This window comes from Cryobacterium sp., from assembly GCF_025463825.1.
Lineage (GTDB): Bacteria > Actinomycetota > Actinomycetes > Actinomycetales > Microbacteriaceae > Cryobacterium.
This window is the reverse complement of record NZ_JAODBG010000086.1, coordinates 1-22364: the sequence shown is the minus strand read 5'-3', so window position 1 is coordinate 22364 and position 22364 is coordinate 1. Positions and strand designations below refer to the sequence as shown.

The window sequence follows — 22364 nt, the reverse complement described above, 5'->3', positions numbered from 1 at the left end:
TCGCGACGCTCCCCGCATACCTGAACGCCATCGCGTCCAAGGGCGTGCACGTCGTCACCGTGAACGACTACCTCGCGAGCTACCAGTCCGAGCTGATGGGCCGCGTCTTCCGCGCCCTCGGGATGACGACGGGCGTCATCCTCGCCGGTCAGACTCCGGAGGAGCGTCGGCATCAGTACGCGGCCGACATCACCTACGGCACGAACAACGAGTTCGGCTTCGACTACCTGCGCGACAACATGGCCTGGCAGGCCACCGACATGGTGCAGCGCGGTCACTACTTCGCCATCGTCGACGAGGTCGACTCGATCCTCATCGACGAGGCCCGCACCCCGCTGATCATCTCCGGCCCGGCGTCGGGCGAGGCGAACCGCTGGTTCACCGAGTTCGCCAGCCTGGCCAAGCGCCTCGTCGTCGACGAGGACTTCGAGGTGGACGAGAAGAAGCGCACCGTCGGTGTGCTCGAGCCCGGCATCGAAAAGGTCGAGGACTACCTCGGCATCGACAACCTCTACGAGTCGGCGAACACCCCGCTGATCTCGTTCCTGAACAACGCCATCAAGGCCAACGCCCTGTTCAAGAAGGACAAGGACTACGTCGTGATGAACGGCGAGGTGCTCATCGTCGACGAGCACACCGGCCGCATCCTGATGGGCCGCCGCTACAACGAGGGCATCCACCAGGCCATCGAGGCCAAGGAGGGTGTCGCGGTCAAGGCGGAGAACCAGACCCTGGCCACCGTGACACTGCAGAACTACTTCCGCCTGTACTCGAAGATCTCCGGCATGACCGGTACCGCCGAGACCGAGGCGGCCGAGTTCATGAGCACCTACAAGCTCGGCGTCGTCGCGATCCCCACGAACCGGCCGATGCAGCGCATCGACCAGTCCGACCTGATCTACAAGAACGAGGAAGCCAAGTTCGGCCAGGTCGTCGAAGACATCGTCGAACGCCACGAAAAGGGCCAGCCGGTCCTGGTCGGCACCACGAGCGTCGAGAAAAGCGAGTACCTTTCCCGCCTGCTGGCGAAGAAGGGCGTGCGCCACGAGGTCCTCAACGCGAAGAACCACGCCCGCGAGGCCGCCATCGTCGCGCAGGCCGGCCGGCTCGGCTCCGTCACGGTCGCCACCAACATGGCCGGCCGTGGCACCGACGTGATGCTCGGCGGCAACGCCGAATTCCTCGCTGTCGCCGCGATGAACGCCAAGGGCCTGAGCCCGGTGGAGACCCCGGACGAGTACGAAAAGGAATGGGACGACGTCTTCGCCGCCGTCAAGGCCGAGGTCACCACCGAAGCCGAGAAGGTCATCGAGGCCGGCGGCCTGTATGTGCTCGGCACCGAGCGCCACGAGTCCCGCCGCATCGACAACCAGCTGCGCGGCCGCAGCGGACGTCAGGGCGACCCGGGGGAGAGCCGGTTCTACCTGTCCCTCACCGACGACCTGATGCGCCTGTTCAACGCCGGCGCTGCCGAGAGCCTGATGGGCCGCCAGGGCGTGCCGGACGACATGGCGATCGAGTCCAAGGTCGTCAGCCGCGCCATCCGCAGCGCCCAGTCACAGGTCGAGGGACGCAACGCCGAGATCCGCAAGAACGTCCTCAAGTACGACGACGTCCTCAACCGCCAGCGTGAAGCGATCTACGGCGACCGCCGGCACATCCTCGAGGGCGACGACCTGCACGAGCGCACCCAGCACTTCCTGGAAGACGTCATCGACGAGGTCCTCGACGTGCACACCGGCGAGGGCAACGGCGACGACTGGGACTTCGACGCCCTGTGGACCGAACTGAAGACCCTGTACCCGGTGGGCCTGACCATCGACGAGGTCATCTCCGAAGCGGGCAACAAGGGCAAGATCAACCGGGACTTCATGCGCCGGGAGATCATCTCCGACGCCAAGGTCGCCTACGCCCGGCGCGAGGAGTCGCTCGGCTCACCCGCCATGCGCGAGCTCGAACGTCGTGTCGTGCTCTCGGTCATCGACCGCCGCTGGCGCGAGCACCTCTACGAAATGGACTACCTCAAGGACGGCATCGGCCTGCGCGCCATGGCGCAGCGCGACCCGCTCGTCGAATACCAGCGCGAGGGCTTCGCGATGTTCCAGCAGATGATGGGCCAGATCCGCGAAGAAACCGTCGGCTTCCTGTTCAACCTGGAGGTCGAGGTGTCCCAGGGCGCCGGCGCCGTGGACGCCCCCGTGGTGGCCGCCAAGGGCCTGACCCCGCCGCCGGAATCCGCCAGCGGCAAGTTGAGCTACACCGCGCCGAGCGACTCCGGCGGAGTCGAGGTGCGCAACCAGCGCGGCCAGATCCAGCAGGCCGCCACCGACCGTGCCCGCAAGGCCGCCGTCACGGCGACGGCCGACGAAACCGCCGCACCGGCCGGCCCGCCCCAGCGCGGCGCCTTCGGCCAGCGCGCGGCCGCGGATGCACCGGCACCGGTGAATCGCGCCGAGCGTCGCAGCCAGGACAAGAAGAAGTAGCCGGCGCCCCTACTGTTCCCAGTGCGGACGATTGCGCCCGGTGTGCCGGACGCATTTGTCTGCATGGGCAACAGTTGCGCGGCCGGCGGGTCGTCAGAGGACGTTGATGGCGCTGGCCCGCCAGCGGTTGTCGAGTCCCTCGAGGCGGATGGCCACCGCCCGCACCCGCACCTTGCTGTGCACGATGACCACCGCCTCGATGATGCCGTCCCTGGGCTCGTTGATCGTCACCCGGCCGATCGTGATGGTGGGGCGTTGCGCGCGCTGGCCCTTCACCGCGCGAGCCCTGGCCGACAGCACCACCCGTTTGAGCAGGTGCCGGTAGACGTCGTCGCTGACCCACCGCGCCAGCTGGTCGAGTTCCCTGGCCCCGGCCAGCACCTCGATCACACAGCGGGTCAGGTTGATCAACAGTGGCTCCGGATCGGGCAGGACGCTGCGCGAACTGGGCTGCTGGCCGAAGAAGTCATCGGCGATGAAGCCCTCCGCCGCCTCCCGTTCCGCAGGGCCGGCCGTACCTCCCGGCGGCGTGGGCGGGCTCGGAGCCTTCGCCTGCGGCGGGCGGCGGCCGGGCGGGTCGGCAAGTGGATCGCTCATGGGTCTCCCAAATGGTGGATCCGTGGTGCGACGAGGAGGATGGGTAGCGCTTTGGCCGACACTCAAGCACCCGGGATGGCGCCTGTCTAGGCTTTGCGAGGGGCTGTGGATAACGTCAGCGTGCTGCGAGCGGGCCGACTACCGTCGGGGTGTGCGCTGGGACAACCTGTTTGATGACCTCGAAGGTCAGCTCGAGAACGAGCTGAACGCCGAGGACCTCGACCTGCGCGCGGAGGAAGAGCGGCTCCGCCTGGGCCGGCTCTCGTTGCGTCAGCGGCTCACCGCGGTCAGCGGCGGCCCCGCCCGTCATCCCGAGGTCCTGCGGATCCTGCTCGTCGGCGGCCAGACGATCACGGTGCGCACGACGACCCTCGGCCGGGACTGGCTGGCGGCCGACCTTCTGGACGCGGGGACCGGGGAACCGCAGTGCCTCGTGCCCTTCACGGCCATCGCAGGCGTGATCCTCTCGCCGGATCAGGTGGGGCTGTCGCTGGAGCCGGAAACGGAGGCGACCGGCCGGCTCGTGGACCGGATCGGCTTGCCGTTCGTGTTGCGTGACCTGTGCCGGCGCCGGAAGTTGCTGGAGGTCCAGACGAGTCTGGGCCTGGTCACCGGCACCATCGACAGGGTGGGACGTGACCACCTCGACCTCGCGGTGCACGCCAGGGGAACGGTGCGGCGGGCAAAGGAGGTGCGGCAGTTCCGCATCATCCCGCTCGCTGAGATCCACCTCATCCGGCTCGACTGAGCCGCATCTACCCGGGCTGATCACCCTCAGAGGGTGTCCCGGGGCGCAGGATCCGGCCCTCGGACAATTCGGGGATGTTCCCGAAGTCGGATTGCTCCCAGAGTGAGAGCCGGCGCGCTTCTTCGTATTTCGCCTCGATGTACGACTCCAGCACTAGCCGCTCGACCCGCCAGGCGCCGGTGGCGCCGATCCGGATGGCAGGAAGCTCCCCGGTGCGGACCAGGTCGAGGGCAGCCGCAACGGACACGTTCAGGATCTGGGCGGTATCGGCGAGGGTCAGGAAGCGGCCGACGGACGCGGAGGAGACGGGATCGCTCATGCCACGATTATCCGTCCTGCCGCGCCGGTGCGCACCGTGCCGCCGCGAGCTGTGGATAACTTCAGCGCGGCCGGCGCGCGCCCGTAACGATGGAAGCCAGGACCATCGAGCGACCGGGTCGGTCGGTCGGACATCATCAACGCGCGACGGAAGGGGAGCCCCCAATGAAGCGACGACCCAGGACCGGTTCCGGCCGGCAACCGGCGACAGCGCGCACCCGCACCCGCTTCTGGGTCGACCCCCGGTTCGCCCTCGGTCTGGTGCTCGTCGTCGTGTCCATCGTCGGGGTGAGCCTGGTGGTGGCCGGCAGCGACCGGACCGTCGCCGTGTACGCGGCCAGGGGACCGCTGGCCGTCGGCGACAGCCTCGACGCCGCCGACCTGGTGGAGACCAGGGTGACCCTGGGGGCAGCCGACCGGCTCTATCTCACCCCGGCACGGCTCCCCGCCGCGGGGCTGGTCGTCACCCGCACCATCACGGCAGGGGAACTCATCCCGGCCTCCGCCGTCGGTACCCACGCGGGTGAGGCGGTCACCAGCATCGTGCTCGACCTGCGCGGGCGGCTCTCCGGTGCTCTGACGGCCGGCTCGGTTGTCGACGTGTGGTCGTCGGCACCGACGGAGGACGGCGGCTTCGGACCGCCGGCCGTCCTGGTCGGGGGAGCAGCGATCGTACGGATTCTGGAGCCGACGGGACTCATCCAGTCCGACGGCGCCAAGGCCGTGGAGGTGCTGGTGCCCAAAGACAGGGTCGCCACGGTGCTGGAGGCCGTGGCGAACGAGGAGGCGGTCTCCCTGATCGCCGTGAACAGCCCGATCGGGGACGACCGATGACCCTGCTCGCCCTCGCGCTGGACCGGGACACCGAAGACCGGCTGCTCGCCGACATCGTCGAGCACGGTCATGTCATCGTCGCCCGGCCGGCGAACGTGCGGGAACTGCTCGCCGCGATCGATCGGCACACCCCCGAGGCGCTGATCGTCGGGGCCACGCCCGGCACCCTGACCGCGGAACTGCTGGCGGCCAGCGATTCCGCCGGCATCCGGGTCGTCGCACTCGCCGCCACCGACCAGGAACGCCGTTACGTGGCCGGGCTGGGGCTGCACGAGGTCGTCGACGCCGACGCCGACTGGCCGGACATCGAAGCCGTCCTGATGTCCGGCGGCGCGGTGCCGCTGCGCATCGACGACGCCCCGGTCCCGGAGCCGGACCCTGCCGGCCCGGCACCGCTGCCCGCGCATGCAGAGGCCCGCCGGCGACGGTCCCGGCACCGCACCGACCCCGCCGGGCCCGCGGACTCCAGCGGGCCGGTCGAGGCCGCCGGGGCCCCGGCCGGCGACGATGACGCGAGCACCGCGGGCCTAACCGGCAGCGGCACGGTGATCGCCGTGTGGGGGCCTGCCGGAGCACCGGGACGCACCACCCTGGCCATCAACATCGCGGCGGAGATCGCCGCCGTCGGCCATACCGTCGTACTCGCCGACATCGACACCTACAGCGGGTCCATCGCACCCAGCCTCGGCCTGCTCGACGAGGCGCCCGGGTTTGCCGCTGCGTGCCGGCTGGCCGGCTCCGGCGCGCTCACCCGCGCCGAATTCGAACGAATCGCTCATCGCTACAACTCACCGCGGGGGGCCTTCTGGGTGCTCACCGGCATCGGGCAACCATCACGCTGGCCCGAGCTCTCGGCAGAGCGCGTGGGCGGCGCGATCCAGTCGCTCCGACGCTGGGCGGACTACGTCGTGCTCGACACCGGGTTCAGCCTGGAGAGCGATGAGGAGATCTCCAGCGACCTCTTCGCCCCGCGCCGCAACGCCGCCACCCTTGCCGCGCTCGCATCCGCGGACCGGATCGTGGCCTGCGGCCTGGCCGATCCCGTCGGCATGGCCCGGTTCCTGCGGGCCTGGGCCGACCTCACCGAGGTGATCACCACCCACCGGGTGCACGTGGTGATGAACCGGGTACGCGGCAGCGCCGTCGGCCTCGGCGCCGCCAACCAGGTAACCAACGCGCTGCGCCGGTTCGGCGGCATCGACGCGGCAGCCCTGGTGCCGCACGACCAGGCCGGACTGGACGCGGCCGTGTTGACGGGGCGCACGCTGCGGGATGCTGCGCCCCGCTCGCCGGCCCGACTCGGGATCCTGCGGCTGGTACACGACGAACTGCTGCCGGCCCCTGACCCCGACCCGGTGGCCCGGCGGTGGCCATGGCGGCGGGCGGCCCGCTGGCGTGGACCGGTGTCCGCGACCTAGACGGCGGTGACCGGAATGGCGGTGACGGCGCCGTCGGACCCGACGAGCAGCACCACGCGCTCGCCGGCGGCTCCGGCCAGCACCTCGACCACCGCGCCGGGCGCCGGCAGCACCGTGACCCCGTCGGTGCGTGGCCAGTACACGACCCGGGCACCGGTGAGGTCCCGCAGGTGCGCCACGACGGGCTCGCCGCCCGGTCCCATGATCAGGACCAGCTCGGTGATGGCCGGCGCGGCGCCTGCCGGTGGCGGCGGTTCGGCGACGGCCGCTGCCCGGTCCCCGCGCCAGACGCTGAAGTGGTATCCCGCCACAAGGCCCGTCGCCACGAGCAGGCCGAGGGGAGCGCGGATGCCCTTCAGCAGGCCGGCGTCGCCGCTGAGCACGGTATCGAACAGGCGGAATCCGATGACGAGCAGGGTGATCAGGGCGACGACGGCGCTGATGCCGAACACCACGACGAGGTACACGCTGCGGCCCGCGGTGCGCCGCCGCTGCGGTGCCTGTGCGGTGCCCGGTCGCCAGGAGACCCACCACAGTGGCCCGCCGACCAGCACTGAGCTGATCCCGCCGAGCAGCAGGGTGCGCGGGTCGGTGTCGCCGGCGAGCGGCGAGGTCAGGGCGGCCAGGAGGGCGTTCACGATGACGCCGATGCCGGTGGCCGCGGCGACCAGGGCGATACCGCTGGTGGCCAGGCTGCCCGCGTCCCGCACCGGCGCGGGGCGGTGGCGGAGCGCGCCGCGGTGGTACACCCAGACCAGGCTGCCCACGATCGCGGCGGAAACCGCCAGGCCGAGCGGTTCGACGAGCTCCGGCACCGGGTCGGCGCGGTCCGCGGCGAGGCGAAGCAGGACGAACAGGGTGGTTCCCGTGCCGGCCAGGGCCAGCAGGCAGCCGCCGAGGATGCCGACGCCGACCAGCGCCACCGCGGCGAGGGCCATGGCCGCGTCCTTGCCGCCCTCGTGCCGCCAGTGCCACCCCCAGACCAGAGCTCCGCCCGCGGCCCAGATCAGAGCCTGCCCGGCGCTGACCCACCAGGGGTCACCGGCCACGGCATCCGCCCCGCCGGAGATGGCGGTGTCGAGGAGCACCGTGAGCGCCCGGACCAGGCCACCGACGCCGAGCACCAGTCCGAAGACGCCACCGAGGACGGCGGCGCTGCCGGGCAGCCGGCCGGGTTGCCGGGCACTGTGCCTCAGCACGAACCGGTGACCAGCCCAGACGGCGGCCCAGACCAGGCCGGTCGATGCAGCCGCGGCGAACTCGTCCCCGGTCACGGCGGCAGCGGCGGCCGTGAAGAGCGCGGAAGCGGCGACGACAACCGCCACCGTCACCATGCCCACCAGGTACAGCGCCCACGCCAGCGAACCGCGCTCGGGCAGGTCGGCCAGGCGGCGCCAGGCGAACCAGCCCAGGAGCACGGCCAGCGGTCCACCGATCAGGGTGAACGTGAGTGCGACGGCCAGGCCACCGGTGCCGGAGGAGGCGATCGTGGTGCCCGCGGCGAGGTCGACCAGCCGGTACAACAGGTCGCTGAGGCCGTTCGCGACCAGCACGACCAGGATGAACAGGATCGTGTAGACGACGACCCGGCGGACGACCCTGGCGGCGGCGGAGAGGGTCGGGGCAGGAGCGAGACTCACGGAATGTCCTTCTCGGCAGCGGGGCCCACGGCCAGTTGCCACGAAGCCTGCTCGATCCGCCAGGCATCGTCGACCTTCAGCAGGTCGAAGACGTCGTCGGACCGGTACTCGTTCGGCCCGAACGGGCCGCCGTCATAGGAGGTGGTGAGGGTGACGCGCACGTCGGCGCTGGTGTCCCGCTCAGTGGTGCCGACAAGGGTGACTCGGATGTCCTCGGTGATCGACGGCGACTGGCCGTCACAGTCGCTCAGGGCATCCTCGGTGAGGTACCCGGCCGCCAGGTCCTCGTCGCCGGCGAGCACCGCCGCCGAGTAACGCTGCACCACCCCGCCCGGCGTGCCAGCGTCCAGCGGCGTCGGCCGGCCCCTGGTGAAGACCACGATGAGGGCGACGATCACCACCACCCCGAGCACAGCGAGGACGACCAGCACGGCAGGATCACGCCGGCGGAGAGGGGCAGACGCGGGGGAGCTCATCTGCCGAGCATGCCGCATCCGGTCGCCGGGCACCAGCAAGGCAGCGCCCAGTAGGCTATTCACGTGTCGACGCTCAGTGATCTCGTACGTGCCCAGGGCCGCAACAATGCGGAGGACGTGGACTGGCTGCATATGCTCGTCGCCGACGGCCAGTTGCTGGCCGACCTCGCCTTCGCCGATATCGTCGTCTGGGTGCCCACGGTTGGCGGCAGCTTCGTCGCCGTCGCGCACGCCCGGCCGTCCAGTGCCGCCACGTTGTTCTACCGGGACTTCGTGGGGCAGGACATCAAGGCGGAGTGGCGCAAGCAGGTGACCGAGGCCTTCGACACGGCCAAGATCATCGACACCACCGCACCGGACTGGTACGAGGAGACCCCCACCAGGGTGCGCGCGATCCCGGTGCGCCGCCGGATCAGCGCCAGCGGTGCCGAGATCACCCCGGAGCCCATTGCCGTGCTCACCCGGCACACCAACCTCAGCGAGACCCGCACGCCCGGCCGCCAGGAACTAACCTTCAACGACTGCGCCAACGACCTGTTCGCGATGATCGCCTCCGGTGATTTCCCCGACCTTGGCGCCCCGACCGGCCCCCGCCGCGGCGCTCCCCGGGCCTCCGACGGTCTGATCCGGCTGGACCTCGACGGCGTCACCACGTTCGCCAGCCCGAACGCGCTGTCGGCGTTCAACCGGATGGGCTTCGCCGACGAACTCGAGGGCGAATCCCTCGCGGAGGTCACGACCAGCCTGCTCACCGGCAAGGCCGTCGTCGATGAGTCCCTGCCCCTCGTCGTGACCGGCCGGGCGCCCTGGCGTACCGACATCGAGTCCCGCGGGGTGACGGTGTCGCTGCGCGCGATCCCGATCCGCAACCGCGGCGAACGGATCGGCGCCATCGTGCTGTCCCGGGACGTCACGGAGCTGCGGCACCAGGAGCGCGAGCTGATCACCAAGGATGCCACCATCCGCGAAATTCACCACCGGGTGAAGAACAACCTGCAGACGGTGGCCTCGCTGTTGCGGATCCAGGCCCGCCGCACCCACTCGGACACCGCCCGTGAGGCCCTCAACCAGGCCATGCGCCGGGTCGCGGCCATCGCCGTCGTGCACGACACGCTGTCCTCCGGACTCAGCCAGAACGTGGACTTCGACACCGTCTTCGACCGGGTGCTGCTGCTCATCGCCGAGGTGGCGTCGGCGCACAACACGACCGCGCATCCGACGTCGTCCGGCAGCTTCGGTATCCTGCCCAGCGCCTACGCGACCCCGCTCGCCCTCGCGCTGACCGAGCTGGTGACCAACGCCGTCGAGCACGGACTCGCGGGCCGGGAGGGCGAAGTCGCCATCGAGGCCGAACGCAACGACGAGACGCTCACCGTCCGTGTGCGCGACAACGGTTCGGGCATGCCGGAGGGCAAGGTCGGGTCGGGACTGGGCACCCAGATCGTGCGCACGCTGATCCAGGGCGAGCTCAGCGGCACCATCGACTGGCACACCATGATGGACAGCGGAACCGAGGTCACCATCGAGATCCCGCTGCGTTTCATGAAGTTCGACTGATACCGGCCTCGTCTCCGGCCACACAGCAAAACGGGCGGGCAGCCGAGGCTGCCCGCCCGTTTCGGGCTTGAGCGGGCGGTGCTTAGGAGGCGCGGCGGGCGCGGGCGGCGCGGCGCTTGAGCGCACGGCGCTCGTCTTCGCTGAGCCCTCCCCAGACGCCCGAGTCCTGACCGGTCTCCAGGGCGTACTGGAGGCAAACCTCGGTCACATTGCAGCGGGCGCACACGGACTTGGCCTTTTCGATCTGGTCGACTGCGGGACCAGTGTTACCAACCGGGAAGAAGAGTTCCGGGTCAGCGGTGAGGCAGGCAGCTTTATCGCGCCAGTCCATAGGGGTGCTCCTTTATTGCGGGGGGTGCCTGGCCGATCGGCCGAAGATGCGGGGAAGCCTCGGTTTCAGGAAGGTCGGATCTGCAGTGGGAGATCCGCTCACTACCCTGTGAGCGTGAACCGGGCTTCAAATATCGTTGCATAATAGGGGTGTCAAATCAATAGTTTCGTATGGGATATCGCTGTGAGCCAACCGTTCGACCCCGGCCAGGACGGCCCGCAGGGGCCCCGGCGCGGGCGACGATCCCGGGCTCACGCCCTTCTCGTGCTGGTGTTGGGCGCCGAGGCGGCTCTGCTCTGGGCCGTCGTCGTCTGGCTGATCCTCGAGCTGCTCACCGACCAGCCCACCTCCTTCGCGAGCGCCCTGGCCATCCTGGTGATCGCGCTCATCGCGGCGGCCTGGGTGACCACCATCACCGTCGCCACCCTCCGCGGGCGATCCTGGATCCGGGCGGCGGCGGTGACCTGGCAGCTGGTGCAGGTCTTCATCGCCATCGGCTGCTTCCAGGGCCTCTACGCCCGGCCTGACCTGGGCTGGGCTCTGCTGGTGCCGTCGGTGCTGGTCGTGGTGCTGCTCTTCACCCGCAGCGTGGTCGAGGCAACCAGCACCCGAGAGCCGTAGCTAGAGACCGAGCTTCTTGCGCAGGCTCGCGACGTGCCCGGTGGCCTTGACGTTGTAGAGCGCCAGCGTCACGACGCCGGCCTCATCGAGCACGAACGTGGAGCGCAGCACCCCGGTGACGACCTTGCCGTAGAGGTTCTTCTCGCCCCACGCGCCGTAGGCGTGATGCACGGTGAGGTCCTCGTCGCTGAGCAGCGGGAAGGTGAGGTGGTCGTTCGCGGCGAACTCGGCCAGCTTGGCCTGGTTGTCCTTGGACAGGCCGAGCACCTGGTAGCCGGCGGCAGCGAGGGAGCCGAGGTTGTCCCGGAAGTCGCAAGCCTGCGTGGTGCAGCCGGGCGTCATGGCGGCGGGGTAGAAGTACACCACGACCTTCCGGCCGTGGTAATCGGCCAGAGTGACGGTCTTGCCGTCCTGGTCGGTGAGGGTGAAGTCTGGTGCTGTGTCGCCGGCTGCAAGCCGTGTGGAATCCGTCATGGAATCAACGGTACCGGTCAGCACTCACCCGGGCGATGCGCCGGCGCTGCCGCGAACGTCTCCAGCAGCCGCTGGAGGGAGTCCAGGCGGGCCTTGCCGGTCTCGCCCAGGGTTCCGGCGGCGACGGCCTCGTTGATCGCGCAGTCGGGCGAGGAAGGCAGGTGCGTACAGCCGCGCGGGCAGTTCTCCGCGATGGTGGCCAGGTCGGTGAAGGCCCGAAGGATGTTATCGGTGTTGATGTGGCCCAGGCCGAAGGAGCGCACCCCGGGGGTGTCGATCACCCAGCCGCGCCCGGAATCCGTCTCGAGGCGCAGCGAGATGGTCGACGACGAGGTGTGCCGGCCGCGGCCGGTGACGGTGTTCACGACGCCGACAGCGCGGTGCGCGTCGGGGACGAGCGCGTTCACGAGGGTGGACTTGCCCACGCCGGAGTGGCCGACGAACACGGTGTCGTGGCCGATCAGCGCCGCGGAGATCTCCGCAAGCGGCATGGCGTCGTCCCGGCTCTGGAACACGGGCAGGTCGAGGCCGGCGAAGTTGCTCAGGAACTCGGCCGGGTCGGCGAGGTCGGTCTTGGTGATGCAGAGGATGGGGGAGACGCCCGCGTCATAGGCGGCGACGAGGTACCGGTCGACGAGGCGGATGCGCGGCTCCGGGTTCGCGGCGGCGACCACGATGAGCATTTGGTCGGCGTTGGCGACGATGACGCGTTCCACCGCGTCGGTATCGTCGGCGCTGCGGCGCAGCAGGGTGTCCCGGCGCACGATGCGCACGATGCGCGACAGGCTGCCCTCGGCTCCGGTGGTGTCGCCGACGATGTCGACGCGGTCACCGGTGACGACGGCGTGCTTGCGCAGCTCGCTGGCGCGGGCGGCCGTGACCTGGCGTTCGGTGGGTTCGTTCTCGTCGAGCATCACCGTGTACCGGCCGCGGTCGACCGAGAGGATGCGCCCGGTCAGGGCGTCCCCGTGCTCCGGCCGGGTCTTGGTACGCGGCTTGGTGCCCTTGCGGCCCGGGCGGATGCGCACCGTGGATTCGTCGTACTCCTCAGGCTCATCGTCCTCCGGCGTGGACCACCAGGTCACTTCGTGCCCGTCACTTGGTATCCGGTCCGGCCATGAGGCCGTGCCACAGTTCGGCGAACTGGGGGAGGGTCTTCGCGGTCGTGCCGATGTTCTCGATTTCCACGCCGGGCACGACGAGGCCCAGGAGGGCGCCGGTGGTGGCCATCCGGTGATCGTCGTAACTGTGCCAGGTGCCGCCGTGCAGCGGGCGCGGTTCGATGGCGAGCCCGTCGGGCAGCTCGGTGACGGAGCCGCCGAGGTTGTTGATCTCGGTGGCCAGGGCCGCGAGCCGGTCCGTCTCGTGGTGGCGGATATGGCCGATGCCCGTGATGGTGCTGGGCGAGTCGGCCAGCGCCGCCAGGCCCACCAGAGTGGGGGCCAGCTCGCCGCCGGTGGACAGGTCGAGGTCCACACCGGTGATCCGGCCGTTTCCGGTCACCGTGAGCCGGTCGCCGGCGACGGTGACGGTCGCTCCGAATCGGGGCAGGAGCTCGGCCAGGGTGGCGCCGACCTGGGTGGTCGTGACGGGCCAGCCGGTGATCGTGACGGTACCCCCGACGACCAGGGCAGCGGCGAGGAACGGGGCGGCGTTGGACAGGTCGGGTTCGATGTCGATCTCGGCCCCGCGGATCGGGCCGGGCGCGACGTTCCAGGCGCCGACTTCGGGGCTGGTCACGGTGACGCCGCGCTGCGCGAGGGTCTGGATGGTCATCTCGATGTGCGGCAGGCTCGGCAGGCGTTCGCCGTCGTGGCGGAGCGCGAGGCCGTCGGTGAACCGGGCGCCGGCCAGCAGCAGGCCGGAGACGAACTGGCTCGAGGAGGACGCGTCGATGGTGACGTCGCCGCCGACGAGGGTGCCGGTGCCGTGCACGGTGAACGGCAGGGCGCCGCGGCCGTCATCGTTGATGTCGGCGCCGAGCGCCCGCAGGGAACTGATAGTGGTCTTCATTGGGCGGCGCCGGGCGCCGGCGTCACCGTCGAAGGTGGTCGGGCCCAGCGCCAGCGCGGCCACGGGCGGCAGGAACCTCATCACCGTACCGGCCAGGCCGCAGTCGATGGTGGTGGAGCCGAACAGCTCCCCGGGGGTGATGCGCAGGTCCGGGCCGTACTCGCCGGCGCCGGCAACCGCCTCGATCGTGATGCCCAGCTGCCGGAGCGCGGCGACCATCAGGTCGCTGTCCCGGGAGAGCAGCGGGGCGCGCAGGAGGGAGGGCGAGTCGGCCAGCGCGGACAGCACCAGTTCGCGGTTGGTCAGCGATTTGGAGCCCGGCAGCGACAGGGTCGCCGCGAGGGGCTGCGCCGCGACGGGCGCCGCCCAGAGGGCATCCGTCTCCTCCGGTGCACTGTCACCGTAGGGATCGAACTCCGGCTTGGAATATCTCGAGATCAACATCGGTTATCAGAATAGTCGGGATCGCAGTAATGGGACCGACTTCGAAGGCAGTTGGTCAGGAGGTCACGAGTGGCAACATCCATGCTCATGGAGCGCACGGTCGCGATACCACTCAGTCTCGACGGCTTAGAATTGCCCGTGATGACAACAGACACGACTGACATGCGGGACCTGTTCGAAGCACAGGCCATGCCGTTCATCGACCAGCTGTACGCAGCGGCGATGCGGATGACGCGCAACCCCTCTGACGCCCAGGACCTGGTCCAGGAGACCTTCGTCAAGGCGTTCGCGTCGTTCAAGCAGTTCGAGCAGGGCACCAACCTCAAGGCGTGGCTCTACCGGATCCTCACGAACACCTTTATCAACACCTATCGCAAGAAGCAGCGCGAGCCCTACCAGGGCACCATCGACGAGCTCGAGGACTGGCAGCTGGGCGGGGCGGAATCCACCACCGCGACCTCGAGCCGGTCCGCGGAAGCCGAAGCCATCGACCACCTGCCGGACAGCGCCGTCAAGGACGCGCTCCAGTCGATTCCGGAGGACTTCCGCCTGGCGGTGTACTTCGCTGACGTCGAAGGCTTCTCCTACCAGGAGATCGCCGAGATCATGAAGACGCCCATCGGCACCGTTATGAGTCGGCTGCACCGCGGCCGGCGGCTGCTGCGCGACCTGCTCGCCGGGTATGCCGAGGAGCGCGGACTCGGCACCGGTCAGGCTGCCAAATCCAAGAAGACATCCGGGAGCACAGGAAAATGACCGATTGCGGTTGCGAGAAGGCCAAGGCCGAACTCGAAGAGTATCTGCACAACGAACTCCGCAAGGAGGACGCCATCGACATCCGTGAGCATCTCGAGCACTGCAACGACTGCAGCACCGAGCACCTCGTCGGACGCACCCTCACCGAGGTCGTGCAGCGCGCCTGCAAGGAGACCGCTCCAGAGGACCTGCGCGATCAGGTCCTGTTGCGGCTGCGCGCCATCCAGTCAGCGCACTAACCGATCCGCGCCACCGTGACCTCGATCGAGGTCACGGCCGCCTCCCCTGAGGCCACGAAGTACCCCTCGATGGTGGCGTAGACCCGCCGGCACACATCTGTTGCTGCCGCCACGTCCGAGATCCCGATCGCGACGGATGCCGTCAGGCCGTCATCGGATTCCGTGACCGCCACGAACTCGGGTGCGGTCGGCCTCTGCGTGAGCACCCCCACCACCCGCTGCACCACGGTGGGAAGCACGGGCGACGTCGGGTACAACTCGTCCACGCCGGGGACCCGCCCGACGACCACGGCCAGCTCTTCGGTGCGGTGCGTGGTGGTGCTCATGATCGCCTCCAGGATGCGGAACAGAATGGGACCCAGAACAGTGTAGATCGGTTCGTCCCAAAAAATCTTTGCCTCATCTTCGTGACGAATTCCCTGATGCCACCGTCATAACTGTGACGATGCCAATCCTGCCCGCAATTGCGGGCAGGGAATCGGCCCTGAGAAATCGTCGACTTCCTCCCCACCTCCGTCAGACACCAGCCCCGAATCAGGCGCTGAGGACACAGACCGAACCAAGGAGAACCGGATGACCAAGATTTCGCCCGACCAGCCCAGCTCGGCAACGACTCTGCCCGCTGACGCCGGCGCCGTGACCGACGCCGCCGCTCACCGTCTCGGTGCGGGCACCACCACCATCAAGGACAGCGTCATCGGCAAGGTCGTGGGCCTGGCCGTGCACGAGCTTCCCGGCGTGCACGCCGTGGGCAGCACGCCCCTGCGTGCGATCGGGGCGATCGTGGGAACCATCAGCCGCGCCGAGGTCAACCCCGGCATCACGATCGAACTGGGCGAGGACGGCGTCACCGTGCAGATCGTGCTCGTGGCCGCCTACCCGGTTCCGCTCACCGCCCTGGCCGAGAACGTACGGGCCTCCGTCACCCAGGCCATCGAAGGCCTGGTCGGGATGCGCGTGAGCGCCGTGAACGTGACCATCACAGACATTTACGTGGCCGAGGAGTCAGCCGACACCGACGTCGTCTGACTCCTCGGTCACGTGATCAAGCCGGCTCGTCCAGAGCCCGGTCGGACTGCACAGCAAGTCCGAAACACCAGCAGTACCCACGCCACCAACAGAAAAGAGACACTCCATGGGCTTCTTCGGATTCCTTCTTCTCGGCCTCCTGGCCGGCGCCATCGCCAAGCTGATCCTCCCGGGTAACCAGGGTGGCGGATGGTTCATCACTCTCCTGCTCGGCGTCGTCGGCGCACTGCTGGGTGGCTTCCTCGGCAGCCTCCTGTTCAACGCGCCGCTTGAAGACTTCTTCTCCATCCAGACGTGGCTCCTGGCCATCGGCGGATCCATCATCGTTCTCCTCATCTACGGCCTCCTCGTGGGCCGTCGCAAGGCGTAATTCCTTCGGGTTCATCCGGGAATGCAGGCGGCACCCGAACCGATTCGGTCCGGGTGCCGCCTTTCTCAGTTCCCGTGGGACGCCGGCGGATGTTCCAACTTTCGGACGACGCGCCGCCTGGCGTCGTCGACTTAGCCTCGACACTGTGATCCGATCTGGGGCGCCAGACGCGCAGGTCAGGCCCGGCCGGCCGGGTTCCGCTGTGGCTGCGGATCCTGATCCCGACCATGCTGATCCTGGTGTGGATCGCGATGTTCGGCGCCGGCGGCGCCTCATCCGGCCGGATCAGCGACGTATCCACCAACGACCAGGTGCAGCAGCTGCCGGCCAGCGCGAATGCAACGAAGGTGCAGGCTCTGCAGGCCGAGTTCCGCGGCGACGATGTCGTGCCGGGCGTGCTGGTCTACGAACGCGCCGGTGGCCTTACCGACGCCGACCAGGCCGTGATCGCTGACCAGATCACCGACCTCGCCGAGCTGGACGGTGTCGTGACCGAGAGCGTGTCGCCGGCCATCTTCTCCGACGACGGCGAAGCGGCCGAGGCCAGCCTCACCCTGGACGGCAACGTCAAACCGGCCGACACCGTCGACCTGATCCGCGGCTACCTCGCCGACAACCCCATCGCCGGGGTGGACACCTACGTGACCGGGCCGGCCGGGCTGCTGGCCGACCTGACCGGGGCGTTCGCCGGCATCGACGGCATCCTGCTGCTGACCGCGCTGGCGGCGGTGCTGGTGATCCTGGTGATCGTGTACCGGTCCCCGCTGCTGCCCCTCATCGTGCTGCTCACCAGCCTCTCCGCGCTCTGCGCCTCGGTACTGGTCGTCGTCGCGCTGGCCGGCGCCGACGTGCTGATCCTGACCGGGCAGACGCAGGGCATCCTGTTCATCCTCGTGATCGGGGCGGCGACCGACTATTCGCTGCTGTACGTGGCCAGGTTCCGGGAGGCGCTGCGCGACAACGAGAAGAAGTGGGATGCGACACTGGTGGCGTTGCGCGGCTCCTTTGAGCCGATCCTCGCCGCCGGCGGCACCGTGATCGTGGGCCTGTTGTGCCTGCTGTTCAGCGACCTCAACTCCAACAAGGCCCTCGGGCCCGTCGCCGCGATCGGCATCGGTTTCGCCCTCGTCGCGGCGTTGACGCTGTTGCCGTCGCTGATGCTGTGGGCCGGCCGGGCCGCCTTCTAGCCGGTGCCCAAGCTCGGTACCGCCCACCCCGGGCTAAACGGTGCGAACGCCACGGGCGTCTGGCCGTGGTTGGCTCGGCTGATCAGCCGCCGGGCCAGGCTCATCTGGATGGCCAGCACCCTGGTGCTGGCCGCCTGCGCGATCGGCGCGTTCCAGTTCAAGGCGGACGGCGTCTCGCAGAGCGAGTTCGTGCTCGGCGCCTCAGAAGCCAGGGACGGCCAGGCCGTGGTCGGTCAGCACTTCCCCGGCGGCTCGGGTACTCCCGCCGTCGTGATCGGGCCGGAAGCCCAGCTGCAGGAGATGACCGACGTGCTCCTGGCCAACGCCGGCGTCGACTCCGTGACAGTGCTCTCCGAGGACTCCGTCAGCGGATCCCTGCCGGTGACCGAAGCCGGCGTGCAGGCGTTCGGCCCTCCCGGCGCCCCGGTGGGCGAGGCGACCGTGATCGACGGTGCCGTGATGCTGCAGGCCACCCTGACGGACGTGGGCGATTCCGCGCCGGCCGAGGCGACGGTGCGCGAGCTGCGGGAGTCCCTGGCCGACGTTGACGGCACCGTGCTCGTCGGCGGCAGCACCGCCATCGCCGTGGACACCACCGACACCGCCATCCACGACCGCACCCCGATCATCCCGATCATCCTCGGCGTGATCCTCGTGATCCTCGTGATCCTCGTGATCCTGATGCTGCTGCTGCGCTCGATCCTGGCCCCGGTGCTGCTCATCGCCACGGTGGTGCTGTCGTTCGCCGCCGCGCTCGGGGTGTCGTCCTGGGTGTTCGACGGGGTGCTCGGCTTCCCCGGCGCCGACCCGGTGGTGCCGCTGTACGGCTTCGTCTTCCTCGTGGCCCTGGGCATCGACGACAACATCTTCCTGATGACCCGGGTGCGGGAGGAATCCATCCGGTTCGGCACCCGGTCGGGGATCCTGCGCGGGCTGGTTGCCACCGGCGGCGTCATCACCTCCGCCGGCCTGGTCCTTGCCGCCACCTTCGCCGCGCTCGGGGTGCTGCCGATCCTGTTCCTGGCCCAGCTCGCCTTCATCGTGGCGTTCGGTGTGCTCTTGGACACCTTCGTGGTGCGGTCGCTGCTGGTGCCCGCGCTGGCCCACGACATCGGCCCGAAAATCTGGTGGCCGAGCAAGCTCGCCGCCGCCGGACCCCGCGAGCGCCCCTGACCACACCATGACCGGCCCCCTTGTGGGCACGGAACAGAGGAAGGCCCGCACCCCGAGGGGTGCGGCCCTTCCTGTCCGTGGAACCTAGAGGGTGAGCGCGTTCTTGATCAGCTCCGACTGCTCGGTGGCGTGCCGCTTGGCGGAGCCTGCGGCGGGCGACGCGGATGCGGCGCGCGAGAACAGGCGGATCGGGCGGGTGCCGAGCTTGTTGGTCTGCAGGTAGAAGAACGGCCAGGCGCCCTGGTTCTCCGGCTCGTCCTGCACCCAGGCCAGTTCGGCGTTCGGGTACAACTCGGCGATCTGCTTCAACTCGGCTCCGGGCAGCGGGTAGAACTGCTCCAGGCGCACGAGCGCGATCTCGGGGTTCGGGTTCTTCTCCAGGTCGGCCAGCAGGTCGTAGTACAGCTTGCCGGCCATGAACAGCACCCGCTTCACGGCGTTCTTGTCCTGGATGCGCGCATCGTCGATCACCGGTACGAACTTGCCGCTGGTGAAGTCGGCAACCGGGCTGGTGGCCCCACGCAGGCGCAGCATCGACTTCGGGGTGAAGACGATCAGCGGGCGCCGCGGGCGCATGTACGCTTGGCGGCGCAGCAGGTGGAAGTACGACGCAGGCGTCGACGGCCGGGCGACGGTCATGTTGTTCTCGGCGCACATCTGCAGGTAACGCTCGATCCGGGCCGACGAGTGGTCGGGTCCCTGGCCCTCGTAGCCGTGCGGCAGCAGCAGCACAACGGATGACCGCTGGCCCCACTTCTGTTCGGCGGAGGAGATGAACTCGTCGATGATGGTCTGGGCGCCATTGGCGAAGTCACCGAACTGGGCCTCCCAGAGCACGAGCGCGTCGGCCCGTTCGACCGAGTACCCGTATTCGAAACCCATCGCCGCGTACTCGCTGAGCAGGGTGTCGTAGATCCAGAACCGGGCCTGGTTCTCGCTGAGGTTCGCCAGCGGCAGCCATTCCTGGCCATTCATGCGGTCGTGCAGAACGGCGTGCCGCTGCACGAAGGTGCCGCGGCGGGCATCCTGGCCGGCGAAGCGCACCGGGGTGCCCTCGAGCAGCACCGAGCCGAGTGCGAGCAGCTCGCCGAAGCTCCAGTCGATGTTGCCGTTGCGGCTCATGTCCAGGCGCTTCTGCAGCAGCTGCTGCAGCTTGTTGTGCACGGTGAAGCCGGCCGGCTTGTTGTTGAATGTGTCACCGATGAGGTGCACGACGCTCTCCGGCACCCCCGTGGTGACGGGTTCGCCGACGGCGTCGTCCGGTGCGCCGGGGCCGGCCAGGCCGCGGTGGGCCGCCGCGACCTCATCCGTGATGATCGGGATCGACGAGGTCTGGGCCGCGTGGGTTTCCAGGAACGCCCGCTCGAGGCGGTCCTGGAAGTCGGCGTGCGCCGCCTCGAACTCGGCCTGGGTGATGTCACCACGTCCGACGAGGGCCTCGGTGTAGAGCTTGCGGACGCTGCGCTTGGCCTCGATGAGGTTGTACATCAGCGGCTGGGTCATCGAGGGGTCGTCACCCTCGTTGTGGCCGCGCCGGCGGTAGCAGACCAGGTCGATGACCACGTCGCGCTTGAACTCCTGCCGGTAGGCGAACGCCAGCTCGGCGACGCGCACGACGGCCTCCGGGTCGTCACCGTTCACGTGGAAGATCGGCGCCTGGATGGTCTTGGCGACGTCGGTGGAGTACACCGAGGTGCGGCCTTCACCGGGAGGCGTGGTGAAGCCGACCTGGTTGTTGACGACGATGTGGATGGTGCCACCGGTGCGGTAGCCGCGCAGCTGCGACATCTGCAGTGTCTCGAGCACCACGCCCTGGCCGGCCATGGCCGCGTCGCCGTGCACCAGCACCGGGAGGGTGGAGAAGGTGCCGATGGGCTTGCGGTCCTGCTTGGCTCGCACGATGCCCTCGAGCACGCCGTCGACGGCTTCGAGGTGGGACGGGTTCGCGGCCAGGTACACGGCCACTTCCTCGCCGTTCTCGCCGCGGAAGGTGCCCTCGGTGCCGAGGTGGTACTTCACGTCACCGGAGCCCTGCACGCTGCGCGGGTCCTGGGTGCCCTCGAACTCACGGAAGATCTGGCCGTAGGTCTTACCGGCGATGTTGGTCAGCACGTTCAGGCGGCCACGGTGGGCCATGCCGATCGCGACCTCGTCGAGGCCGGCATCCGCCGATCCCTGCAGGATCTGGTCGAGCAGGGCGATGGTGGACTCGCCGCCCTCGAGGCTGAAGCGCTTCTGGCCGACGTACTTGGTCTGCAGGAACGTCTCGAACGCCTCGGCCTCGTTGAGCTTGCCGAGGATCCGCATCTGCTCGTCGTGGGTGGGCTTGACGTACGTCTTCTCCATCTTCTCCTGCACCCACTTGCGCTGGGCAGGGTCCTGGATGTGCATGTACTCGATGCCCGTGGTGCGGCAGTAGGAGTCCCGCAGCACGCCGAGAATATCGCGCAGCAGCATCATCCGCTTGGTTCCGAAGCCGCCCGTGATGAACTCCCGGTCCAGGTCCCAGAAGGTGAGGCCGTGGCTGGCGATGTCGAGGTCCGGGTGGGTGCGCTGCTTGTACTCGAGCGGGTCGATGTCGGCCATCAGGTGGCCGCGCACGCGGTAGGCGTTGATCAGTTCCTGCACGCGGGCGGTCTTGTCGACGGCGCTGGCCAGGTCGACGCTGATGTCCGGGGCCCAGTGGATCGGGTCGTACGGGATCCGGATGGCGGCGAAGATGTCCTCGTAGAAGTTGTGCTGGCCGATGAGCAGCTCGTGCACGATCTTGAGGAACTCGCCGCTGCCGGCGCCCTGGATGACCCGGTGGTCGTAGGTGCTGGTGAGGGTGATGGTCTTGGAGATGGCCAGGTTCGTGAGCGTCTTCACGCTCGCGCCCATGAACTCGGCGGGGTAGTCGAGGGCGCCGGCGCCGATGATGCAGCCCTGGCCCTTCATCAGCCGGGGCACCGAGTGCACGGTGCCGATGCCGCCGGGGTTGGTCAGCGACACCGTCGCGCCGGAGAAGTCGTCGGCGGTGAGCTTGCCCTTGCGGGCGCGGCCGACGAGGTCCTCGTAGGAGCTGAGGTACTCGCCGAACGACATGGTGTCGGCCCGCTTGATGGCCGGGACCATCAGCGACCGGGTGCCGTCGGGCTTGGGCAGGTCGATGGCGATGCCCAGGCCCACGTGGGCGGGAGCGATGACCGACGGCTTGCCGTCAAGCTCGTCGTAGTAAACGTTCTGGCTGGGGAACATCTTGAGCGCCCGGATCAGCGCCCAGCCGATGAGGTGGGTGAAGGACACCTTGCCGCCGCGGGCCCGCTTCATGTGGTTGTTGATCACGATGCGGTTGTCGATGAGCAGCTTCGCGGGGATGGTGCGCACACTCGTGGCGGTGGGCACGGTGAGGCTGGTGGCCATGTTCGCCGCCAGGCTCTTGGCCATGCCGCGCAGCGGCGTCGCGACGTCCTGCGGGGGAGTGGGCGCCGCATCGGAGATCACCGGCTGCGGGCTGGTGATCGGGGCGTCGGCCGGGACCGGTTCGGGCTTGGGCGCGATGGAGGTGGTGCGCGCGGTGCGCGGGCCGCCGAGCACCGGGATCGGCGCGGTGACGGGGTGCGCCTCGGCGGTGGGGGTCGCGGGGGCCTCGGCCAGCGGCGGCACCTCGGCCGCGG

General features: G+C 69.2%; 22 protein-coding genes. 12 read left to right on the top strand and 10 right to left on the bottom strand.

The window, feature by feature from the left end:
• On the top strand, nt 1-2483 hold a 2483-nt coding region (gene secA, locus JWP54_RS10635), incomplete at its 5' end, for a preprotein translocase subunit SecA (RefSeq protein ID WP_297371578.1).
• Nucleotides 2484-2576: 93 nt separating this feature from the next.
• Here secA and JWP54_RS10630 read toward each other — a convergent pair.
• Complete coding sequence (locus tag JWP54_RS10630) at nt 2577-3080, bottom strand: Rv3235 family protein (RefSeq protein ID WP_297371575.1); 504 nt, start codon at nt 3078-3080, stop codon at nt 2577-2579.
• Between the two features lie 151 nt (nt 3081-3231).
• Here JWP54_RS10630 and JWP54_RS10625 point away from each other — a divergent pair, with 151 nt between their 5' ends.
• Complete coding sequence (locus JWP54_RS10625) at nt 3232-3828, top strand: hypothetical protein (protein WP_297371572.1); 597 nt, start codon at nt 3232-3234, stop codon at nt 3826-3828.
• A 7-nt stretch (nt 3829-3835) separates the two neighbouring features.
• Here JWP54_RS10625 and JWP54_RS10620 read toward each other — a convergent pair whose 3' ends face one another.
• Nucleotides 3836-4147, bottom strand: coding sequence for a helix-turn-helix domain-containing protein (locus JWP54_RS10620; RefSeq protein ID WP_297371568.1), 312 nt, complete (start codon nt 4145-4147; stop codon nt 3836-3838).
• A gap of 164 nt (nt 4148-4311) precedes the next feature.
• Between JWP54_RS10620 and JWP54_RS10615 the strand changes: the two genes are divergently transcribed.
• Both JWP54_RS10615 and JWP54_RS10610 read left to right on the top strand, forming a co-directional pair.
• The gene (locus tag JWP54_RS10615; RefSeq protein WP_297371565.1) at nt 4312-4980 is read left to right on the top strand and encodes an SAF domain-containing protein; all 669 of its coding nucleotides are present in this window, start codon (nt 4312-4314) and stop codon (nt 4978-4980) included.
• Nucleotides 4977-6398, top strand: a complete 1422-nt coding sequence (locus tag JWP54_RS10610) for a hypothetical protein (RefSeq protein WP_297371562.1) — start codon at nt 4977-4979, stop codon at nt 6396-6398. The genes JWP54_RS10615 and JWP54_RS10610 overlap by 4 nt, the downstream gene beginning before the upstream one ends.
• On the opposite strand, the gene JWP54_RS10605 is transcribed toward JWP54_RS10610, so the two are convergent.
• Complete coding sequence (locus JWP54_RS10605; RefSeq protein WP_297371559.1) at nt 6395-8038, bottom strand: DUF5671 domain-containing protein; 1644 nt, start codon at nt 8036-8038, stop codon at nt 6395-6397. The genes JWP54_RS10610 and JWP54_RS10605 overlap by 4 nt on opposite strands.
• Nucleotides 8035-8577: a hypothetical protein gene (locus JWP54_RS10600; protein ID WP_297371554.1), complete on the bottom strand. Its 543-nt coding sequence runs from the start codon at nt 8575-8577 to the stop codon at nt 8035-8037. Before JWP54_RS10600 ends, JWP54_RS10605 begins: the two co-directional genes overlap by 4 nt.
• Between JWP54_RS10600 and JWP54_RS10595 the strand changes: the two genes are divergently transcribed.
• Nucleotides 8578-10071 (top strand): sensor histidine kinase, encoded by a 1494-nt coding sequence (locus tag JWP54_RS10595; protein ID WP_297371552.1) that lies wholly within the window; start codon nt 8578-8580, stop codon nt 10069-10071. It begins immediately after the preceding gene.
• Nucleotides 10072-10153: 82 nt separating this feature from the next.
• On the opposite strand, the gene JWP54_RS10590 is transcribed toward JWP54_RS10595, so the two are convergent.
• Nucleotides 10154-10402, bottom strand: coding sequence for a WhiB family transcriptional regulator (locus JWP54_RS10590; protein WP_035837005.1), 249 nt, complete (start codon nt 10400-10402; stop codon nt 10154-10156).
• A gap of 183 nt (nt 10403-10585) precedes the next feature.
• Between JWP54_RS10590 and JWP54_RS10585 the strand changes: the two genes are divergently transcribed.
• The gene (locus tag JWP54_RS10585; protein WP_297371522.1) at nt 10586-11023 is read left to right on the top strand and encodes a hypothetical protein; all 438 of its coding nucleotides are present in this window, start codon (nt 10586-10588) and stop codon (nt 11021-11023) included.
• Here the strand turns inward: JWP54_RS10585 and bcp are convergent, their stop codons facing one another.
• Genes bcp through aroA form a run of 3 tightly spaced genes read right to left on the bottom strand, consistent with a single transcriptional unit; the run spans nt 11024 to nt 13954 of the window.
• The gene (gene bcp, locus JWP54_RS10580) at nt 11024-11497 is read right to left on the bottom strand and encodes a thioredoxin-dependent thiol peroxidase (RefSeq protein WP_297371519.1); all 474 of its coding nucleotides are present in this window, start codon (nt 11495-11497) and stop codon (nt 11024-11026) included.
• 17 nt (nt 11498-11514) lie between these two features.
• Nucleotides 11515-12582, bottom strand: a complete 1068-nt coding sequence (rsgA, locus tag JWP54_RS10575; protein ID WP_297371517.1) for a ribosome small subunit-dependent GTPase A — start codon at nt 12580-12582, stop codon at nt 11515-11517.
• A gap of 10 nt (nt 12583-12592) precedes the next feature.
• The gene (aroA, locus tag JWP54_RS10570; protein WP_297371515.1) at nt 12593-13954 is read right to left on the bottom strand and encodes a 3-phosphoshikimate 1-carboxyvinyltransferase; all 1362 of its coding nucleotides are present in this window, start codon (nt 13952-13954) and stop codon (nt 12593-12595) included.
• An 81-nt stretch (nt 13955-14035) separates the two neighbouring features.
• On the opposite strand from aroA, the gene JWP54_RS10565 reads away from it, so the two are divergent.
• Both JWP54_RS10565 and JWP54_RS10560 read left to right on the top strand, forming a co-directional pair.
• Nucleotides 14036-14710: a sigma-70 family RNA polymerase sigma factor gene (locus JWP54_RS10565; RefSeq protein ID WP_297371581.1), complete on the top strand. Its 675-nt coding sequence runs from the start codon at nt 14036-14038 to the stop codon at nt 14708-14710.
• Nucleotides 14707-14949, top strand: coding sequence for a zf-HC2 domain-containing protein (locus JWP54_RS10560; protein WP_297371513.1), 243 nt, complete (start codon nt 14707-14709; stop codon nt 14947-14949). The genes JWP54_RS10565 and JWP54_RS10560 overlap by 4 nt, the downstream gene beginning before the upstream one ends.
• Here the strand turns inward: JWP54_RS10560 and JWP54_RS10555 are convergent.
• The gene (locus JWP54_RS10555) at nt 14946-15275 is read right to left on the bottom strand and encodes a hypothetical protein (protein ID WP_297371510.1); all 330 of its coding nucleotides are present in this window, start codon (nt 15273-15275) and stop codon (nt 14946-14948) included. The two genes, JWP54_RS10560 and JWP54_RS10555, sit on opposite strands and share 4 nt — an antisense overlap.
• A gap of 247 nt (nt 15276-15522) precedes the next feature.
• Here JWP54_RS10555 and JWP54_RS10550 point away from each other — a divergent pair, with 247 nt between their 5' ends.
• The 4 genes from JWP54_RS10550 to JWP54_RS17735 all read left to right on the top strand — a co-directional run bounded on the left by JWP54_RS10550 (nt 15523) and on the right by JWP54_RS17735 (nt 18708).
• Complete coding sequence (locus tag JWP54_RS10550; RefSeq protein WP_297371507.1) at nt 15523-15978, top strand: Asp23/Gls24 family envelope stress response protein; 456 nt, start codon at nt 15523-15525, stop codon at nt 15976-15978.
• A gap of 106 nt (nt 15979-16084) precedes the next feature.
• Nucleotides 16085-16348, top strand: coding sequence for a GlsB/YeaQ/YmgE family stress response membrane protein (locus tag JWP54_RS10545; protein WP_219901993.1), 264 nt, complete (start codon nt 16085-16087; stop codon nt 16346-16348).
• A gap of 227 nt (nt 16349-16575) precedes the next feature.
• A complete protein-coding gene (locus tag JWP54_RS17740) occupies nt 16576-17535 on the top strand; it encodes an MMPL family transporter (RefSeq protein ID WP_367274214.1) in 960 nt (319 codons plus the stop codon).
• A gap of 3 nt (nt 17536-17538) precedes the next feature.
• On the top strand, nt 17539-18708 hold the full coding sequence (locus JWP54_RS17735) for an MMPL family transporter (RefSeq protein ID WP_367274213.1): 1170 nt from the start codon (nt 17539-17541) through the stop codon (nt 18706-18708).
• A gap of 84 nt (nt 18709-18792) precedes the next feature.
• On the opposite strand, the gene JWP54_RS10535 is transcribed toward JWP54_RS17735, so the two are convergent.
• Nucleotides 18793-22364, bottom strand: a 3572-nt coding sequence (locus JWP54_RS10535; protein WP_297371502.1) for a multifunctional oxoglutarate decarboxylase/oxoglutarate dehydrogenase thiamine pyrophosphate-binding subunit/dihydrolipoyllysine-residue succinyltransferase subunit, incomplete at its 5' end; no start/stop codon positions are given.

Bases quoted from the DNA above. Each gene is read 5' to 3' on its own strand.
- JWP54_RS10630 (WP_297371575.1), bottom strand. From the start codon at position 3,080: ATGAGCGATCCACTTGCCGACCCGCCCGGCCGCCGCCCGCCGCAGGCG.
- JWP54_RS10620 (WP_297371568.1), bottom strand. From the start codon at position 4,147: ATGAGCGATCCCGTCTCCTCCGCGTCCGTCGGCCGCTTCCTGACCCTC.
- JWP54_RS10615 (WP_297371565.1), top strand. From the start codon at position 4,312: ATGAAGCGACGACCCAGGACCGGTTCCGGCCGGCAACCGGCGACAGCG.
- JWP54_RS10610 (WP_297371562.1), top strand. From the start codon at position 4,977: ATGACCCTGCTCGCCCTCGCGCTGGACCGGGACACCGAAGACCGGCTG.
- JWP54_RS10590 (WP_035837005.1), bottom strand. From the start codon at position 10,402: ATGGACTGGCGCGATAAAGCTGCCTGCCTCACCGCTGACCCGGAACTC.
- bcp (WP_297371519.1), bottom strand. From the start codon at position 11,497: ATGACGGATTCCACACGGCTTGCAGCCGGCGACACAGCACCAGACTTC.
- aroA (WP_297371515.1), bottom strand. From the start codon at position 13,954: ATGTTGATCTCGAGATATTCCAAGCCGGAGTTCGATCCCTACGGTGAC.
- JWP54_RS10565 (WP_297371581.1), top strand. From the start codon at position 14,036: ATGCTCATGGAGCGCACGGTCGCGATACCACTCAGTCTCGACGGCTTA.
- JWP54_RS10560 (WP_297371513.1), top strand. From the start codon at position 14,707: ATGACCGATTGCGGTTGCGAGAAGGCCAAGGCCGAACTCGAAGAGTAT.
- JWP54_RS10555 (WP_297371510.1), bottom strand. From the start codon at position 15,275: ATGAGCACCACCACGCACCGCACCGAAGAGCTGGCCGTGGTCGTCGGG.
- JWP54_RS10550 (WP_297371507.1), top strand. From the start codon at position 15,523: ATGACCAAGATTTCGCCCGACCAGCCCAGCTCGGCAACGACTCTGCCC.
- JWP54_RS10545 (WP_219901993.1), top strand. From the start codon at position 16,085: ATGGGCTTCTTCGGATTCCTTCTTCTCGGCCTCCTGGCCGGCGCCATC.
- JWP54_RS17740 (WP_367274214.1), top strand. From the start codon at position 16,576: ATGCTGATCCTGGTGTGGATCGCGATGTTCGGCGCCGGCGGCGCCTCA.